Raw genomic sequence first — 17,924 nt, 5'->3', positions numbered from 1 at the left:
GATAATTGTGACGCTAATCATTGAAATGTCGTGATTTTTATCACAATAAGGGCCTATAAAAATCATTACTTTTTTAAAAAATCTGTATTATTATTTTGAATAAACCCCACATTATATAACCAATACTTTTAGATGGAACTTTAATAAAACAAGTCGCATTTTATGCCAACTTCCAATATAGAGAGCATTAATTATGAAGTTGCAAGGTTCCAATATATTGGGACAGGAACAAATAGATTTACTAACCACACGCGGATTGAATTTCGTATGGTTTCCAAAGCAACTTGAAACGATCTATCGTTTTCAATATCAAAATGGTGCAGCCTATGAGTTTCGCTATAGAGCACCTATTATTTTAATATTATATTTATTTTTAAGCTTTGGTATATACCAAGTTTTACCAACCGACCAAGTTTTATCCTGGTTAAGCTATTATTCTTGGGTAGGCATAATTGTTTTAATCGCATGGATTTTATCATTTATTAAAAAATTAAATCAGTGGTTTGATTATTATGTCGGAATTGGATCTGCTGCTGCAGTTGCCATAACATTTATTTTAATTAACGTTTTAGAAAATGGCCAAGATAATGTTCTTTTTCATGCAGCAATGATGTATGCCATTGTGATTATCTACGGCGCGGTAGGTATGCGCTTTTATACTGCAATCATTGCAGGATGGGTCGGTGGCCTTGTTGGTATTTTAGTCAGTACTTATGTAAAAGGCGATATAGATTGGACGTTTTTGAACCGCACATATACGTTTAGTAGTTTCTTAGGAATGACGCTTGCCTACGCTACAGACCGTCAACACCGGGAAAACTATTTACAAAACTGTATGATTGAACTCAACCGTATTGAACTCATGCAACAAGCGCAGCAGTTGTCTTTGCTTTCACAACAAGATGCTTTAACCGGACTTGCTAACCGACGTTATCTTGATGAAACACTTGATAATGAGTGGCGTCGTGCACTGCGCCATGAAACACCACTTACTATTATGATGGTTGATATCGACTTCTTTAAACCCTATAACGATACCTTAGGACATCTTAAAGGCGATCAGTGTTTAAAAGATATTGCGACTGCGATTTCTTCAATTGCTGCTCGTAGTGGAGATTTAGTTGCTCGCTATGGCGGCGAAGAGTTCTTGCTGCTCTTCCCTATGACGAATGCACAACAAGCTCAAATTCAAGTCGAAAGATTAATGAATGCAATTAAAAAAATCGCCATTGTTCACCCATGTAGCAGTGTTTCACCATACGTAACCATTAGTGCGGGTGTGGCAACAACAATTCCACGTTTAAATGATTCAATTTCTGCTTTTGTTAGTCGTGCTGATCATGCGCTCTATCAGGCAAAAACAAATGGCCGTAATCAGTATCAAATTGCTGTAAATCAAGAACAAATCGTAGATTTAACCTAATAATTAGTTAAAAGATATATATTTAATTAAAAAATTGCTCTCAATAAAAAAGCCACATACTTTAAATTATGTGGCTTTTTTTACTTAACGAGAGCTAGAACTATGGTTCAATTGGTGCAAATGGAGGAACAACATCCGCGTTTTGAGCACGATGACGTAAAAAATGATCCATTAGCACAATTGCTAACATTGCTTCCGCAATTGGAGTTGCTCGAACACCCACGCACGGATCATGACGGCCCTTAGTCAACACATCGGTATCTTCACGGTTTAAATTAATGGTTTTACCTGGAGTTGTGATACTTGCAGTCGGTTTTAGTGCAATTGCTACACGAATGGTTTGACCACTTGAAATACCACCTAAAATACCACCAGCATGATTCGCTAGAAAGCCATGACTAGTCAATTCGTCACGTGTTTCATGTCCGAACTGTCCCGCTACAGCAAAACCATCGCCGATTTCAACGCCTTTAACTGCATTAATACTCATCATTGCATGTGCAATATCAGCGTCTAAACGGTCAAAAACAGGCTCGCCCCAACCTACAGGAACTTTCTCAGCTAAAATTTCTAACTTGGCGCCACAGCTTGTACCTTGTTCACGTAAAGACGTAACCAATGCTTCAAAACGAGGAACAGCATCTACATCGCCACAGAAAAAAGGATTATTTGGAACTTCATTCCAATCTAACTTTTCAGCAACTTCATTACCAATTTGAGTCACATGACCACGAATCGAGACACCAAATTTTTCTGCTAAATATTTCTTCGCAATAGCGCCCGCTGCAACACGCATAGCAGTTTCACGAGCACTTGAACGACCACCACCACGATAATCACGGAACCCATACTTTTGTGTATAAGTATAATCCGCATGACCTGGTCTAAAGGTTTGCGCAATATTTCCATAATCTTTCGATTTTTGGTCAGTATTACGAATAAGCAAACCAATTGGAGTACCAGTCGTCTTACCTTCAAATACACCTGAAATGATTTCAACCTGATCAGGCTCTTTACGCTGAGTCGCAAATTTTGATGTACCCGGCTTACGACGGTCCAAATCTATTTGCAGATCTTCTTCGGTTAATGCAAGACCTGGCGGCACGCCATCAACAATTGCCATTAAACCAACCCCATGCGATTCACCGCATGTAGTCACACGAAAGAGTTGTCCAATAGTGTTCCCTGCCATACGTACAACTCCTTAAGCTTGTTCTGCAAATAGTTTTCTATAACGACGACATTGTTCAGCAGTCAACGCAAAAATACCTGAACCACCTTTTTGGAAAGTCAGCCAGTTAAACTCAACTGTATTGAAGTTTTGACGCATTGCCCATTCAGAGTTGCCCACTTCAATTACAATTAAACCATCTTCTGTTAAATAATCTGCCGCTTGAGCTAACATTTTACGAACCAAGTCTAAACCATCTTGACCTGCTGCTAATGCAAGTTCAGGCTCATGTAAAAACTCTTCCGGTAAATCAGCCATATCTTCGGCATCAACATATGGAGGGTTACTTACAATTAAATCATACTGATTTTCAGCTGGAATTTTGGCAAACAAGTCAGATTCAAGTAACGCAACTTGATATTGTTTATTGTGATGTTCAACGTTAATCGATGCTACTTCTAAAGCTTCTTTAGAAATGTCGGTTGCATCGACTTCTGCATCTGGATAAGCATAAGCTAAAGCTACTGCAATACAACCAGAACCCGTACACATGTCTAAAATACGTTGCGGTGTCTTAGGCTTGCTATTTTCTGGTAAGTTGTTAAGTGCTTCACGCATTTGACCATTTTCATCTAAGCAATATGGTGCAAAACGTTGCTCAATTAATTCTGCAATTGGTGAACGAGGAATAAGCACACGCTCATCGACATAAAATGGCTTATTGAAGAAGTAAGCTAAATTTAACAAATAAGAAGTTGGAATACGCTCATTAATACGACGCTCCAACAAGCTTAAGAATTCTGCTTTTTCACTTGGTAAAAGTTTAGCATCTAAAATCTCTGAATCTGCTGACCATTCAAGAGATAAGGTTTGTAAAACTAATGCAGAACTTTCTGCAAAATAATCTTCAGTGCCTTGTCCTAAATGTGCATCATGTTGACGTAATGCTGATACCCCAAAACGAATAAAATCTCGAATTGTTGATAAATTTTCAGCAGCTTCCTGTAAATGTTCAGGGCTAATCGTCGGTCGCTCCACTTAGGCGTCTCCAAAGGCAAATTTTGCAAAGTGACTATTCTACTGAGTGAGACAAAGCAACGCAACGCTTTGCCTTGTGAACCAGTGTTTTACATCTCAATCTGTAACAATCGCAGCTTAAAATTAGAATACTTTGTTTTAGTTAAGAAATAATGAAGTTTATAAGTAGCAGTATTGTAGTCTCTAAAACAAAAAAGCGGCCATTATGATTGACCGCTTTTCTTGTTTAGTTGACTTAAAGCTTAAGCTTTTCTGCCACATAGTCTGAATCTTTATCACCACGACCCGACAGATTAACCACAATCATGGTTTCTTTCAGCAGCTTTGGCGCTTCACGTATTGCCCATGCCACAGCATGTGAGCTTTCGAGTGCAGGAACAATACCTTCAACTCGTGATAGGGTCATAAACGCATCTAAACATTCTTGATCTGTTGCAGTGCTATATTCCACACGTCCTAAATCTTTTAAGAAACTATGTTGTGGCCCAACACCAGGATAGTCCAATCCTGAAGCGATAGAATGCACCGGCAAAGGTTCACTAGCCTCATTTTCAAGTACATAACACGCCATACCATGAATTTGACTTGGTTTACCTAAGGTTAGGGTTGCGGAATGCATCTTTGTATCTAGCCCATGTCCAGCGGGTTCAACTCCAACAAGTTTTACATCTGGATCATTTAAAAATGCCGTAAATGCACCGATTGCATTTGAACCACCACCAACACATGCCACCACATAATCTGGACTTTTACCAAAGCGCTGATGCGTCTGTTCTTTAATTTCATTACCGATAATTGATTGAAAATCACGAACCATTTTTGGAAATGGATGTGGCCCAACCACAGAACCAATGGCATAAATAAAGTTTTTAGGGTCTTTTAAATATTCTTCAAATGCGCTATCTACAGCATCTTTTAAGGTTGCTGTACCACGAGTTACCGATACCAAATGAGCGCCCAAAATTTTCATTTTGACCACATTTGGATGTTCTTTTTCAATATCGACTTGACCCATGTGGATTTCACATGGAATACCCACTAAAGCACATGCTGTTGCCAAAGCAACCCCATGCTGACCCGCACCCGTCTCGGCAATCACTTTCTTTTTGCCCATATACTTAGCAAGTAGAGCCTCACCTAAACAGTGATTAATTTTATGAGCACCCGTATGGTTTAAGTCTTCACGCTTTAAATAAATTTGTGCACCACCTAACTGTTCTGAAAGGCGTTTTGCATGAAATAAAGGACTTGGACGACCTACATAATTTGCAAAGAGATCTGATAATTCATTTTGAAACTCTGGTGTATGGCGGATTTCTTCATAAGCAACATTAATTTCATCCATTGCTTCTTTTAAATGTGGAGGAATAAATTGCCCTCCATACTCACCAAAAAATCCTTGCTCATTTGGTAAAGCAATACCATTAATTTGATGTTGCATATCATCCCTCTTTAAATTATTAAAGTTATCAAGTTTATCGAGAAAGGTAACGCGTTAAATCTTCAATGCCTTTTAGAGTCATTGGGTACATGTGGTTTTCAAAAATCTCTTTAATCCAACCAATTGTTTGGGTGTAATGCCAATACCCTTCTGTTTCAGGGTTTAACCATGCTGTTTTATCAAAATGCTGACGCAGACGACGTAACCAAACTTCACCTGCTTCATCATTCATATACTCAACCGAGCCACCTACCGATTTCAGCTCATACGGTGCCATACTGGCATCACCTACGACAATTACACGATAGTCACGTCCATAGGTATGAAACAAGTCCCATGTGTTCATGCGAGTCGCTGTTCTTCGGTAGTTATCTTTCCAAACATAGTCATAAAGACAGTTATGAAAATAAAAGTATTCAAGTGTTTTAAATTCAGTTTTAGCCGCGCTAAACAACTTTTCACATTGAGCTATATGAGCATCCATTGAACCGCCCACATCAAACAACATCAGTACTTTAATTCGATTACGACGCTCTGGCACCATTTGAACATCAAGAATACCTTGCTTGGCTGTTTCCCGAATTGTTCCATCAACGTCTAGCTCTTCGGCAGCGCCTTGGCGGGCAAATTTGCGTAAACGCCGTAAAGCAATTTGCATTTGGCGAGTACCAAGAACTTGGTCATCATCTAGATTTTGGTATTTACGCTGTTCCCAAACTTTAACCGCGGAACGTTTACGGCCCGGCCCACCAATTCTGACGCCTTCCGGATGGTCACCAAAAGCCCCAAAAGGTGAAGTTCCACCTGTGCCAACCATACGGTTACCACCTTGGTGTTTTTTATGCTGTTCACGTAAACGCTCTTCTAGCATTTTCATCAGTTCTTCTAAAGAACCCGCTTTTTGAAGCTCAGCTCTTTGCTCTGGTGTTAAATGCTTTTCTAAAAGCTCTAAATCGAACCAGTCTTTTGGTAGTTTATGGACTTGCTTGAGTAATTCATCGATATCAAAGGTTTCTATGCCATCAAAGTAATCTTTCATGGCACGATCGAACTTATCAAAAAAGCGTTCATCTTTAACTAAAATTGTTTTAGCAAGTTGATAGAACTCTTCTTGATCGGCAAAAACTAAACCTTCACTCACCGCACGATTTAAGTCAATCAATTCACGGGTCGTGACTGGAACACCATATTTTCGTAAGGTGTAAAATAACCGCACAAACATGGGTTATTCCCTCCTTTAACGTCGCGACATGAAAGCCAAACGTTCAAGCAGTTGCACATCTTGTTCGTTTTTAATGAGTGCGCCATACAAAGGTGGAATAGCTTTTGATGTATCTCGATTACGTAGTACATCTTCTGGCATATCATCTGCCATAAGCAGACTCAACCAATCGATCAGTTCAGATGTAGATGGGGGTTTCTTCAAGTTAGGAATTTCGCGGAGTTTGAAGAAAACTTGCAGAGCTTCATTTACCAAAGTCGCAGAGATATTTGGGAAATGTACCGAGATAATTTCGCGCATCGTTGCTTCATCTGGAAACTCAATATAGTGGAAGAAGCAGCGACGCAAGAACGCATCTGGTAATTCTTTTTCGTTATTTGAAGTAATAATTACGATTGGACGTTGAGTAGCAGTAATTGTTTCGCCTGTTTCATAAACATAAAAAGACATCTTATCAAGTTCATGTAACAAGTCATTTGGAAACTCAATATCTGCCTTATCAATTTCATCAATTAAAAGCACACATCGCTCTTCACTGGTGAAAGCTTCCCACAATTTACCGGGCTTAATATAGTTCTTAATATCGTAAACACGATCATCACCAAGTTGGCTGTCACGCAAACGAGACACAGCATCGTATTCGTATAAGCCTTGCTGTGCCTTAGTTGTTGACTTGATATGCCAAGTAATGAGTTTTAAACCAAGGCTTTGTGCCACTTGCTCAGCAAGTAAAGTTTTACCTGTACCCGGCTCACCTTTAACCAATAAAGGCTTTTGCAAAGCGCGGGCTGCTTTTACAGCAAGTTTAAGACTATCAGTCGCGATATATTGATCTGTACCGGTAAAATGTTGGGTATCAGCAGACATGTAGAGACCTTATTTTTCTATTTCAATGGTTAGATGGAACGCATGCTTTTGTTTGTTGTATATTTTGACCAACAATAGCCAATAAGCAAACCTAGACCGATTACAAACAGAATTAAGGATAAATTTGACCAGATTAAAGGACTGTCTTTAGTTAACACACCAAACAATAGCCCAAAAATAGCTGGAGCTACAGATGCATTAGGACCTTCCGAAACGGTTGGTGTCACCAAAATGGCAAAAACAACTAACCAGCTTATTGCGCCAAAAGTAGCAGGTAGGCGGCGCATTAAACGCCACCAACACCACAAAGCAATAATAGCGCCAACGCCATAAGCTGTTAAAGCAATGATCTCCTCAGGAACTGCATCGAGAGAAGAAAGTAATTGATTTAGAACTCCAGCTTGATCTTCACGCACCACGTAAGCCCTCTGGTTCAACTGCATTTGGGTTAATTAACCCTTCTGGCGGCATCTGAATAAAGAAACCTTTTGTTTGTAATGAGTCTAGAACATGTAAAACATTTACACGCGCTAATTTACGTGTTGGAGCCAATTCTAAATGCATGACAAACGTTGCACGACCAAATGCTTGTAAAACAGCTTCTGGAACTTTTTCAAACGGATCAGCTTGCTCCGCATCATCAGGATAGTTTGGACGAGCAATATAAATGTACATTTCATCTTTTTTGCTCGATCTATAAATATCACAGTGCATTTCAAATCAACTCTTGAACTAAGGACAGCATACATGAAAAAAAACAACAGACACACGCAGGTTTGTTTACGCATCAGTCGTTTTTTCTTTTCTCGCGAAATATTAACCCAGAACAATCATTAAGGTCGATAAATAACTTTTAATTTTCTAAAGTTTTAAATTTTCCAACCTTTATTAACGTATTAATTTTACATAAAAAAGCTTTTTATCAACTTTTATAAAATGAAAAAATTACATTTTGAAAACAATAAACTTAGTCTTAAACAAATTAAAATTATCTTAAAGAATTGAAAATAATAAATTTATTTTCAATAAAAGTTAAAATAAGATTTAAAAAAGATTCAAAGTATGCATACACGATAAGACATTATTTAACCGATTTTAAATTCGAATGTGTTTCAATAATAAAAGATCTTAAAAGAAAATATGGAGGTCTTTGCTATGTCTCGTGGCGACAAATCATCTTACACAGCAAAACAAAAGCGTCAGGCTAAACATATTGTTGAGAGTGAAGTAGATAGAGGTCATTCTCAAGAAGAAGCTGAACGTATCGCATGGTCTACTGTCAATAAACAAGATGGTGGCGGCAAGAAAAAATCACATTAAAATTATTACTGGATACTTCTTTAGTTAAGTTAAGGACTAAAGAAGTATCTTATCGATAAGTTAATCAAAAGTTTTAAAAGACTCTTGAGCCCTGCATATAGTCATTACTCACCTGATTTAAGGCACACAAAATTTTGCTGTGGTTTTCAGTAAGTAAGGCTTCATTTAAATGATTCATGTAATTCATTAATGTTTCTTTAGAAGCTTGTGCAAACTCGGTAGTTACCGCTTCATCTTCATATAAAATGACATAACTACGAGCAAACCCATAAATAAGATAAGCTGCGGCTTTTTCATTTAAATTTGAAGATTGCTTAAGATACTGCTCACACGCATTTTTTAAGTTTTTAAATGCATCTGTACCAGTCGATTGATTTTTGAAAGATGAAAGTATTGTTTGGAAGTTCATATCCATATTCCACTCAAAAAGTAAAGCTACAGAAGAAGCATAAACCTGTCAAACAATATATTGATTTTTATAAATTTAGATTGTAAAAAATTATAAGAAACGCCCTAATCTATGGGCGTTTGAATAGTTTAAAGCTTAGAAACTGACTTCAATATTGACGGTTGTACCAGACTGATCAATATTGGTTGAAACGTTGAAACCTCGTGTCTTTAGCTCTTCCTCTACCTGCGTAATGTGTTCAGGATGCAAAGCATCTATTGGAAATTGAAACACTGCTCGACGTTTACCTTCTTTCGAGACTTCTTCAGTTCCAGATAAGATTTTTTCCAACAATATTGCTTGATCTATTTTGACATCTTTAGCATTTTTTCTTGCCTGTTCAGCATTAAAATTATTAGTCATGTTTATCTCTCTAGTTATTAGTAACTTTCATTTATAGCATAAAAAATTAATCTCAATATTAACTTATTATTGATTTTAAAAACTTTTTAAGACTTTGTATATAAAATTAGAGGCCTCCTCTCCCCGAGAAGGCCTCTATATTTCTGCACCGAAACAAACTTATAGTTATATATTGTTTATTTTGAAATTGTTTTTCTTGTTGCTAAGAATATACAGACCTGTATATATACGCAATTGAATTTTTCTCACGCATAAAGTTAATTTAATTCAGCATAATCATATAAAATTAAGATGAACTCATATTTATAGTATTTAAACTTCAAAAACAACCTAAATATATAAAGTATAACTAAACAAAAATTTAAGTTTATAAAGATAGCCTTATAAAAAGGCTTATTTTTAAAGCAAGATTAAATACAAGAAGTTGAATAAATATTAATCAAATAAAATATTTTCTAAATACAAAGTGCATTTAAACTAAAAACACCTATTTAAATTTAAAATAAGAGACTTGCTTTCTCTTCTGTAAATAGCTCAATAAGAGGTTTAGTGAGTAATTCATAGCGCCAACCTAACAAATAGTCAGGTAAGTCTTGTTCATCACCTTTAGAAAGTACATGTTGATGAATTGCATTTAACCATTTCTTACGAAGTAAAACTTCTTTCGGAATGGAAGTCTGCTCTATTGCGTTTGCAATTAATGCATCCATTTTATCTAATGTTTCTTTTGATGTAATTTTAAAAGGTTTAGCAATTTTAGCTGGCCATTGCCCTTCTACTGGTAAATCCTTCAAAAGATCCAGAATAATTTTGCCATATTCACGAACAACATTGGGACGGATATCTCTTACTTGTGATAACTGGAAATTATTACGTGGATTTTTTTCAACCAAATCAATCATTGTAGAATTTCTAAGGATAAAACTACGTGGTTGATTGGTTGCTTTAACTATATGTTCACGCCATTCACTTAAATTTTGCAATTGCATTAATTGACGGCGTGAGTGTCGATAATTACCTACATCTGTATAGAGTAATGGTGTTGGTGTTTCACTAATAATTTCTTTGGTTAAACTGCGGCAGTCTTCAAGAACACACTCATAAAGACCTTTTTGCTTAAGCTGGTCCTTAATATGGTTTGCTAACTGCATAAGGTATAGGACATCATTTGCAGCATAACATAACTGTTGAGGTGACAAAGGTCTTGCTAACCAATCTGATCGAGTTTGGTCTTTTTCAATGTCGATTTCTAAACAAAGCTTTAAAGCACCTTGATAACTGACTTGTAAACCATGCCCTAAAAAAGAAAGTCCAACTTGGGTATCAAAAACATTTAATAGATTTTGTTCATCAGCATAGTGATAGATTAAATCAATATCCTCACCGCATGCATGAAAAATATTTTGTTGAGCAACAAAGATTTTTTTCCAAAAATCTCTTAAGTCTAACGACACGCCATCCAGCAAATATACATTTCCGTTAACATTAACTTGACATACTCCAAGTTTAGGCCAAAGGGTATCAACCTTAATAAATTCTGTATCAAGTCCGTACGTTGAACATTGATCCATTTGTTGAAGGACATCAACCAATTCGGTTTGCTGTTGGATAAACTGAAACATGCTTTCTCAAGTAACTGCAAAGAGTGCTTTAAACTCTGGTATATATAACATAGCAATAGAAAAATGCTACTGAATCCATGATGAATAATCTATTTTTGAACAATTTTCCAAAAAAGAGATAATTTTTTGATCATTATTTTAAATTTTTCAATTTAAGATCCTTATAAAAATTTATTTTTACTAACGGCTTTTTTTAATTTATATATTCACTCAGTAATTTTTTAAAAATATGTTTTTGTCTTTTAAAAAGATTTTTTAATAATACAATTTTTATTTTAAAAAATCTTTGAAATAAGCACCGAAGTACTTATTTCATACGCATACGGTTATGCACCGCTTGACTTAATGTATGACTATCAACATATTCAAGCTCACCACCTTGAGGTACACCTTGAGCAATACGTGTCATGTGAATAGGCAAATGTTTCGTCGCTTCAACCAAATAGTGCGCTGTCGCCTGACCTTCTACAGTGGCGTTAGTCGCCAAAATGACTTCTTCGATAGTGCCTTGGCTTAAGCGTTGAATTAGGTAAGGAATACCTATTTCCTCTGGCCCAATCCCATCTAATGGAGAAAGATGCCCACCCAATACATGGTATTTACCACGGAAACTACCACTTTGTTCAATTGCCATAACATCTGCCGGAGATTCAACCACACATAGCAGTTGATCATCTCTTTCTGTTGAAGCGCAAATATCACAAATTTCGTGCTCAGTTAAAGAGTGGCAAACACTACATTCATGAATATAACTTGATGCTTCATGTAGAGCATGCGCTAAAGCAAATGCACCTTCACGATTTTTCATCAAAAGATGTAAAGCCATACGTTGAGCCGACTTCGGTCCAACGCTAGGCAAAATACGTAAAGCTTGAACGAGTTGTTCAAATCTATCACTAAACACTGAATTTCCTTAGAACATGCCCGCTAAACCAGGAGGTAAACCCATACCAGAGTTAGCTTTTTGCATTTTTTCTTCAGAAACTACTTCGGCTTGACGCACAGCATCATTCACCGCAGCTGCGATTAAGTCTTCAATCATGTCTGGTTCATCTTGAAGCAATTCTGGATTAATTTCGATACGTTTTACGATATAACGACCAGTCATGGTTACTTTAACCAAACCACCACCCGCTTCAGCGTGTACTTCAGTTTGAGCAAGCTCTTCTTTGGCCTTTTTTATATTTGATTCCATATCTTTTTGCATGCGCTGCGCTTGCTGCATGAGCATATTGATATTCATAAACCTAACTCCGAATCTCTATCAAATATAATTGATAGTCACATAACACTTCAGAACTTAAACTCTTTTAGTCACTCAACTCATCACAAAGATCATTGAGGTCATTACGTTTAAATCAAAATTAATCTGTAATTCTGACACAATAAATTAATGTTTTCTATTGCTATCTATGAAACTATTTTCGCTAACTTATCTGTTTAAAGTTTTCTGTGTAAAACTTTTTACGCTTAGAGCCAGTTCTAAAATTTAAGTGAAACTATTGTGAAGCTTGAAGGTTTTTATTGTCCGGTTTGTATTCATTTAAAGGTATTTTTTGAAAAGAGGCATTTGCCTTTTCTATGGAATGATCTGCATCTTCAACTGATTTGTTCGCATCATTAATTAACAATACAGTTTCGCTAATCTGAGTCGGTTCGTCCTTTTGGGCAAATACTCTGTATCCAACCAAACCAATTGCCCCTATAGCGACTAATATAATTATAGGTTTAAGCATGGTTAAAAAACTCACTTTGTTATTTTTATTAAATTTAGAACTTTTATACGTTGTGATTTTAGAGTCATTTATAACAAAATGTAGTCTTTTTATTTCATTCGTTATATGTAAGTAACAACGCTATGAATAAAAAACCACACTAAAATAAGTGTGGCTTAGTCTTAAATATATAAATTAATTAGATTAAATCTAATCCACGTGAGATATCACCAATAATATCGTTAATATCTTCTAAACCAACCGAAACACGGATTAGACCTTCTTGAATACCTGCTGCTTGTTTTGCTTCAGCAGAAAGTTTGCCGTGCGTTGTGGTCGCAGGATGGGTAATCGTTGATTTCACATCACCTAAATTACCGGTAATAGAAATAAATTTGGTGTTATCAATTACTTTCCAAGCGCCTTCACGCTCACCTTTAACTACGAAAGAAACAATCCCCCCAAAACCTTTTTGCTGTTTTGCAGCAAGTTCATGTCCTTCATGAGCTGAAAGGCCTGCATAGTAAACTTTTTCTATTTTTTCATGAGTAGATAACCATTCTGCAAGAATTTGAGCACTTTCACAGTGTGCTTTCATACGTAAGCGTAAAGTTTCTAGACCTTTTAGAAACACCCACGCATTAAACGGACTCATTGAAGGTCCAAGTGTACGAACAACACCAAAAACTTCTTCTAGCAATTGATGATTACCGACAACAGCCCCACCTAATGCGCGCCCTTGTCCATCTAAATATTTAGTTGCAGAGTAAATCACAAGGTCTGCACCAAATTTTAATGGTTGCTGTAAAACCGGCGTACAAAAACTATTATCAACTGCAAGTAAGGCACCATGCGCATGGGCAATATCTGCAAGTGCTTGAATATCCGCAATCTCAGCTAATGGATTCGATGGCGACTCAACAAATAAAAGTTTAGTTTCTGGACGTACTGCATTTTTCCATGCATCCAAATCACATAAATCAACAAATGTAATATCTACACCAAACTTGGCAATATATTTTTCAAACAAGGCAACGACTGAACCAAATACTGCTCTTGAGCAAATAACATGATCACCCGCTTTTAAATATGCCATTGCAACTGACAAAATCGCGCCCATTCCAGAACTTGTTGCAACCGCTCGCTCAGCCCCGTCTAAAGCTGCTAGGCGTTTTTCAAACATTGATACAGTCGGATTGGTAAAACGAGAATAGATATTTCCTTGAACTTGACCAGAAAATTTTGCAGCTGCTTCAGCAGCGTTTTCATATACAAAAGATGAAGTCAAAAAAATTGGTTCGCCATGCTCACCTTCAAAACTACGAGTATGTCCGGTACGAATGGCTAAAGTATCAAGTTGGTATTCTAAATCATCAGACTGGTTCATTAAATGTGCGCCTTTACTGGTCATGTACTAAAAAACTATCATCATTTTGAGTGTCTAAGGTATTTAAGGTCAAGGTAAACCTGAAAATTTTCGCTTAGACTTCAATCAATCTTTAGTATAGTTGGTAAAACAAGATGAAACGCTTAAAGTCCCTTGTCCCAGAACAAAGTCAAATCAAGCACCTCTCTACCCGACTATTTCGTCCTCAAACATTAGTATTGTCACAAAGCACTCCGTTTGAAGTAATTGGTGAATTCAATCAAACCCGTGTTCGTTACTATGCGGCTACCCAGAAGCGTTTTAAAGAACCATTAGTGTTTGTTGCTCCCCTAGCAATTAATATGGCGATCTATGATTTATATCCTTATCGTTCGCTTGTAAAATATTTTCAAAATGCAGGTTTTGACGTATATCTAGTCGATTGGGGACGTTTGGGCTTTAAAGATAGACATCTTAACTTTTTATCATTTATAGAGGATTTTATTCCTAAAGCTATAGAACTTGTTCGCACCCATTCAGGCAGTGACCAAATTTCTCTACACGGATGGAGCATGGCAGGTATATTCGTTACTTTATATACAGCGCATAATCAACCAAACTATGTCAAAAACCTTATAGTATTAGGTAGTCCAATTGATAGTTATGCTTCTGGTTATATTGGAAAACTCTACCGAACCATAAATAACACTATTGCTCGCAATAAGAAGCTACAGGAACGTATCTACTCAGGTTTACCGAAGCGTTTGATTCATACACCTGGTATTTTAAATTCTCTAGGATTTAAAATTCTTGACCCTAAAGGTTGGCTCGATGGTCATGTTCAATTACTGAAAAACCTTGATGACCTTCAGTTTGTACAAGAACATGCCACTTTAAGTAATTTTTTAAATAATATGATTGATTATCCAGGAGGGATTAATCAGGACATGTTATTCAATGTTTGGCTACAAAATCCGTTGAAGCAAGGTTCTATTTTATTAAAAGATAAAAAAATTGAGTTAAAAAATATCGACTGTTCTCTCTTGGTTGGTGCAGGTCGTAGCGATCAATTGGTTACGGCGGATGCAGCTCAACCATTAAGCCATTTAACCAGTAGCCAAGATGTTACATTTACTCTTATTCCAGGTGGTCATTTGGGACTAATTTCCAGTCAAGCAAGTTCTCAAGAGTTTTGGCCAAAGTTAGAAGCATGGCTAAGTGAACGTTCAACAAAAATTTGAGCTTTAAAAAGGAAAAAGCCCTTACATAAAGGGCTTTTTTATACTTAGTTTTAAAACACAAGTATAAGTTTGATTGGTTTTGAAGTTTTCTAATGTTTTAAACATTGACCCTAAAAGCAGACTAGAAAGATATTTTTTTAAATACGAAGTACCCTACTTTGCTTTCAAAACTCCCGTCTTTTTGAATATTAAAATATTTTTTGACCACATCTGATACATTCTCTTGTAGATACTTAAGTGTTTTTATTTGGTCTTCAGGAGTTTTCATACGCTGCACCCAGCTATCAAAATCTAGCATGAGTGACTGTTTATCTAAGGTAGTTAACTCAAAACCAGCATCTTCTATAAAGTAAACCCATTCTTTAATACTATAGTTTCTTACATGACTTGGGTCTCGAATAACCTCTATAGTCTGTAAAAACGTATCTAAAATGGGAAAACTTGAGCTGATAATATCAACAAAAATAACGGTACCATTAGGTTTTAAAACACGATTTATTTCTTTCATCGCCGTTGGTACATGTTGCCAGTGATGGGCAGAATAGCGGCTAATCACTACATCAAACTGTTCATCAGTAAACGGCATATCTTCGGCTATGCCTTGTTGTACAAAAATATTTTTTATTTTTCGATCATTGGCAGCTTTTGAGACAGTATCAAGCATTTCATGAGATAAGTCGTAAGCAAAAACTAAATCGGCATGATTAGCAACGTTATAAGCCACATGGCCACCACCACAACCTAAATCTAAAACGACAGCATTTGAATATTTCTCAATCTCTTTAATAAACTTATCGAACTCAATCCCTTCAGAGTGAGCTGTGCTGTTCAAATAACTTAAAGATTTATTTTGATACTGTTTTAAATTTATCTCATGTTGATTCAACATGGCTCATTCCTCTTCTTTGATGAATTAACCATAAAAGAAAAAGTGGATAAAAAATAATGATTAGTTTTTAAATAATTAATAAAATAAAGTTATAAATTTATCTTTTAAAGAATATGAGGATACAGTAATTAAAGTGAGGATGATTAATAGTTATCTTGTTTATAATTTTACATCCCAAATATAGAAAACCACCAATTGGTGGTTTTCAATAAATAAAAAGTCAAATTTGTGTTTTTAAAATTTACTTTGCCACAAACTTGATGTTGAACTTTCTTACCTGTTTTCTTACCTCAGGATTAGAAGGCAAAACAAATGGACTTGCACGCCATATTGCCTTTTCAATACTTGATTTGAACTTTGGATCTTCTTTATCTAGAAAAATAATTTGCTCAATCTCACCACTATCACTTAAAAACACTTTAACGCTAGCGCTCATACCTACAGAAGATGGTGGGACATCCCAAATTTTAAATATCTTTTTTTGATATTGTTGCTTATATTTTTCAGCCTCTACAATAGTTTTATCATCACCGTTTTTCACTGGCGATAATGATTTAGAGTTAATAGCACACCCAGTTAATAACAATATTGAAGTTAAAATAATGATATTTTTCATTTATAAAACCAATTTTTTCAATGATTAAAACTTAACATTTTATCTTTTTAAAAACTACCAAGCTGATAGTTTATATTGAATAGTCATTATTAAATACAATCTTAGTAAACTTTATATTTCAGCTAATTTACTCGATTGTTTAGCCTAACTATTCAATTTTATTTTTAAGTAGTGATTTAAAATGATATTTTGTAACGTGAATTGATATTTGAATGCTCAGGCATATCAGCAATATCCTGCTCAGTAAAAATTCCATGCTCAAGTACTTTTGTCCCATTAAATGCAGTATTAACCGGCGTAATGGGAGACTTGGTAATATAATTTTCATCAGCTTTTTGCGTCAATGATGTGCAACCTTCTAGCCCAAATCCAGCAATAAGGACAAATAAAAATTTCTTCATCTGGCTCACCTGTTATAATAAAAATCAAACAATCTAACAAATTATCTATTAATTGTCACATTTTCAAAACGATTAAGTCTCAATCAAAGCTTTAACAAAACTTAATGATATGTAAACTAATTTGCATAAAATGTTAAATTGTGTAAAATACCTAAATAATTTAACGATATGTTTCAACTCATGATCTTTCTACTTTTTTTATTTTTATTATTTACGTTTGTGCTTCTTTTAAATGCTCATTACAAACAATAGGAGCATTGATTAATCATTCATCAAAGATATCTAAATATTTTTTAAAATAATAAGCTTTTACAGCACCCATAGATCAAGTTTAGTCATCTAAAATTTTATAAAAATAAAAAAGCCCGCTTTGTAAGCAGGCTTTACCCTTTTGATTTTTTGCGCTGATCATTCAGGACTTTTTTGCTGTTTGTGACAGCGCTCGGATATTACACTTATACTTAAAGATTAAAAAGACTAATCTTTTTTAAACTGATGCACTTATTCATCAAGTTCTATCGGATCACCATCTTCTGGACGAATATGTCGTGTGCCGTCATCAGCAGGATCAACACTAGATCCATCCTTAGTGATCGAGTTATACATTTCATCCTCTTTTTTATCATCTGTGAATTCTTCATCTTCAAAATCAAGAGGCTCGTCATCATCTTCAAAATTTAAAGGCTTTTCTTCATCTATCATGTGATTCATCCTTTGTTAAGTTATATCACTTCATGCTTAATTAAATGACAGATATATTCAACAGTGAACACACAGCATT

21 protein-coding genes are annotated in these 17,924 nt (G+C 35.7%); 3 read left to right on the top strand and 18 right to left on the bottom strand.

All coding sequences use genetic code 11. The annotated features are described in order from the left end of the window. Positions 1-193 precede the first annotated feature (193 nt). The gene (locus ABLC00_RS08905) at positions 194-1,423 is read left to right on the top strand and encodes a GGDEF domain-containing protein (protein WP_002050016.1); all 1,230 of its coding nucleotides are present in this window, start codon (positions 194-196) and stop codon (positions 1,421-1,423) included. A gap of 100 nt (positions 1,424-1,523) precedes the next feature. Here the strand turns inward: ABLC00_RS08905 and aroC are convergent, their stop codons facing one another. From aroC to ABLC00_RS08870, 7 genes are all read right to left on the bottom strand, one after another. After that, positions 1,524-2,615, bottom strand: coding sequence for a chorismate synthase (gene aroC, locus ABLC00_RS08900; RefSeq protein ID WP_033846301.1), 1,092 nt, complete (start codon positions 2,613-2,615; stop codon positions 1,524-1,526). A 12-nt stretch (positions 2,616-2,627) separates the two neighbouring features. Next, the gene (gene prmB / locus ABLC00_RS08895) at positions 2,628-3,632 is read right to left on the bottom strand and encodes a 50S ribosomal protein L3 N(5)-glutamine methyltransferase (protein WP_002049811.1); all 1,005 of its coding nucleotides are present in this window, start codon (positions 3,630-3,632) and stop codon (positions 2,628-2,630) included. A 235-nt stretch (positions 3,633-3,867) separates the two neighbouring features. After that, the gene (gene trpB, locus ABLC00_RS08890; protein ID WP_033846302.1) at positions 3,868-5,073 is read right to left on the bottom strand and encodes a tryptophan synthase subunit beta; all 1,206 of its coding nucleotides are present in this window, start codon (positions 5,071-5,073) and stop codon (positions 3,868-3,870) included. Positions 5,074-5,107: 34 nt separating this feature from the next. Continuing rightward, complete coding sequence (locus ABLC00_RS08885) at positions 5,108-6,295, bottom strand: VWA domain-containing protein (RefSeq protein ID WP_000498059.1); 1,188 nt, start codon at positions 6,293-6,295, stop codon at positions 5,108-5,110. A 15-nt stretch (positions 6,296-6,310) separates the two neighbouring features. Next, positions 6,311-7,162, bottom strand: a complete 852-nt coding sequence (locus tag ABLC00_RS08880) for a MoxR family ATPase (protein ID WP_002049937.1) — start codon at positions 7,160-7,162, stop codon at positions 6,311-6,313. A 29-nt stretch (positions 7,163-7,191) separates the two neighbouring features. Continuing rightward, positions 7,192-7,578 carry a hypothetical protein gene (locus ABLC00_RS08875; RefSeq protein ID WP_002050047.1) on the bottom strand — a complete coding sequence of 129 codons (387 nt, stop codon included), beginning with the start codon at positions 7,576-7,578 and terminating at the stop codon, positions 7,192-7,194. Beyond that, positions 7,571-7,831 (bottom strand): YcgL domain-containing protein, encoded by a 261-nt coding sequence (locus tag ABLC00_RS08870; RefSeq protein WP_151277154.1) that lies wholly within the window; start codon positions 7,829-7,831, stop codon positions 7,571-7,573. The genes ABLC00_RS08875 and ABLC00_RS08870 overlap by 8 nt, the downstream gene beginning before the upstream one ends. A gap of 486 nt (positions 7,832-8,317) precedes the next feature. Between ABLC00_RS08870 and ABLC00_RS08865 the strand changes: the two genes are divergently transcribed. Beyond that, positions 8,318-8,482, top strand: a complete 165-nt coding sequence (locus tag ABLC00_RS08865) for a hypothetical protein (RefSeq protein ID WP_000086293.1) — start codon at positions 8,318-8,320, stop codon at positions 8,480-8,482. Positions 8,483-8,555: 73 nt separating this feature from the next. Here the strand turns inward: ABLC00_RS08865 and ABLC00_RS08860 are convergent, their stop codons facing one another. From ABLC00_RS08860 to ABLC00_RS08830, 7 genes are all read right to left on the bottom strand, one after another. Beyond that, positions 8,556-8,897 carry a hypothetical protein gene (locus ABLC00_RS08860; protein ID WP_033846303.1) on the bottom strand — a complete coding sequence of 114 codons (342 nt, stop codon included), beginning with the start codon at positions 8,895-8,897 and terminating at the stop codon, positions 8,556-8,558. A gap of 129 nt (positions 8,898-9,026) precedes the next feature. After that, a complete protein-coding gene (locus tag ABLC00_RS08855; protein ID WP_004708919.1) occupies positions 9,027-9,293 on the bottom strand; it encodes a hypothetical protein in 267 nt (88 codons plus the stop codon). A 497-nt stretch (positions 9,294-9,790) separates the two neighbouring features. Next, on the bottom strand, positions 9,791-10,915 hold the full coding sequence (locus tag ABLC00_RS08850) for an HRDC domain-containing protein (RefSeq protein WP_002049871.1): 1,125 nt from the start codon (positions 10,913-10,915) through the stop codon (positions 9,791-9,793). Between the two features lie 307 nt (positions 10,916-11,222). Beyond that, complete coding sequence (gene recR / locus ABLC00_RS08845) at positions 11,223-11,819, bottom strand: recombination mediator RecR (protein ID WP_000490551.1); 597 nt, start codon at positions 11,817-11,819, stop codon at positions 11,223-11,225. Between the two features lie 9 nt (positions 11,820-11,828). Then, positions 11,829-12,158 carry a YbaB/EbfC family nucleoid-associated protein gene (locus tag ABLC00_RS08840; protein WP_001024697.1) on the bottom strand — a complete coding sequence of 110 codons (330 nt, stop codon included), beginning with the start codon at positions 12,156-12,158 and terminating at the stop codon, positions 11,829-11,831. 256 nt (positions 12,159-12,414) lie between these two features. Then, entirely contained in the window at positions 12,415-12,651 is a 237-nt protein-coding gene (locus ABLC00_RS08835) for a hypothetical protein (RefSeq protein ID WP_033846304.1), read from the bottom strand. Between the two features lie 178 nt (positions 12,652-12,829). Further along, a complete protein-coding gene (locus ABLC00_RS08830) occupies positions 12,830-14,017 on the bottom strand; it encodes an O-succinylhomoserine sulfhydrylase (protein WP_004887364.1) in 1,188 nt (395 codons plus the stop codon). A 134-nt stretch (positions 14,018-14,151) separates the two neighbouring features. Between ABLC00_RS08830 and ABLC00_RS08825 the strand changes: the two genes are divergently transcribed. Then, positions 14,152-15,237: an alpha/beta fold hydrolase gene (locus ABLC00_RS08825; protein WP_033846305.1), complete on the top strand. Its 1,086-nt coding sequence runs from the start codon at positions 14,152-14,154 to the stop codon at positions 15,235-15,237. A gap of 121 nt (positions 15,238-15,358) precedes the next feature. On the opposite strand, the gene ABLC00_RS08820 is transcribed toward ABLC00_RS08825, so the two are convergent. The 4 genes from ABLC00_RS08820 to ABLC00_RS08805 form a co-directional block, all read right to left on the bottom strand. Further along, a complete protein-coding gene (locus ABLC00_RS08820) occupies positions 15,359-16,126 on the bottom strand; it encodes a class I SAM-dependent methyltransferase (RefSeq protein WP_004708924.1) in 768 nt (255 codons plus the stop codon). Positions 16,127-16,367: 241 nt separating this feature from the next. Then, entirely contained in the window at positions 16,368-16,742 is a 375-nt protein-coding gene (locus ABLC00_RS08815; protein ID WP_016805590.1) for a TonB C-terminal domain-containing protein, read from the bottom strand. Between the two features lie 176 nt (positions 16,743-16,918). Beyond that, positions 16,919-17,143 carry a hypothetical protein gene (locus tag ABLC00_RS08810; protein WP_017392812.1) on the bottom strand — a complete coding sequence of 75 codons (225 nt, stop codon included), beginning with the start codon at positions 17,141-17,143 and terminating at the stop codon, positions 16,919-16,921. A 501-nt stretch (positions 17,144-17,644) separates the two neighbouring features. Beyond that, positions 17,645-17,845, bottom strand: a complete 201-nt coding sequence (locus tag ABLC00_RS08805; RefSeq protein ID WP_002049802.1) for a hypothetical protein — start codon at positions 17,843-17,845, stop codon at positions 17,645-17,647. Positions 17,846-17,924: the final 79 nt, after the last annotated feature.

The organism is Acinetobacter nosocomialis (assembly GCF_041021905.1).
GTDB lineage: Bacteria > Pseudomonadota > Gammaproteobacteria > Pseudomonadales > Moraxellaceae > Acinetobacter > Acinetobacter nosocomialis.
This window is presented reverse-complemented; position numbering and strand designations above follow the sequence as displayed.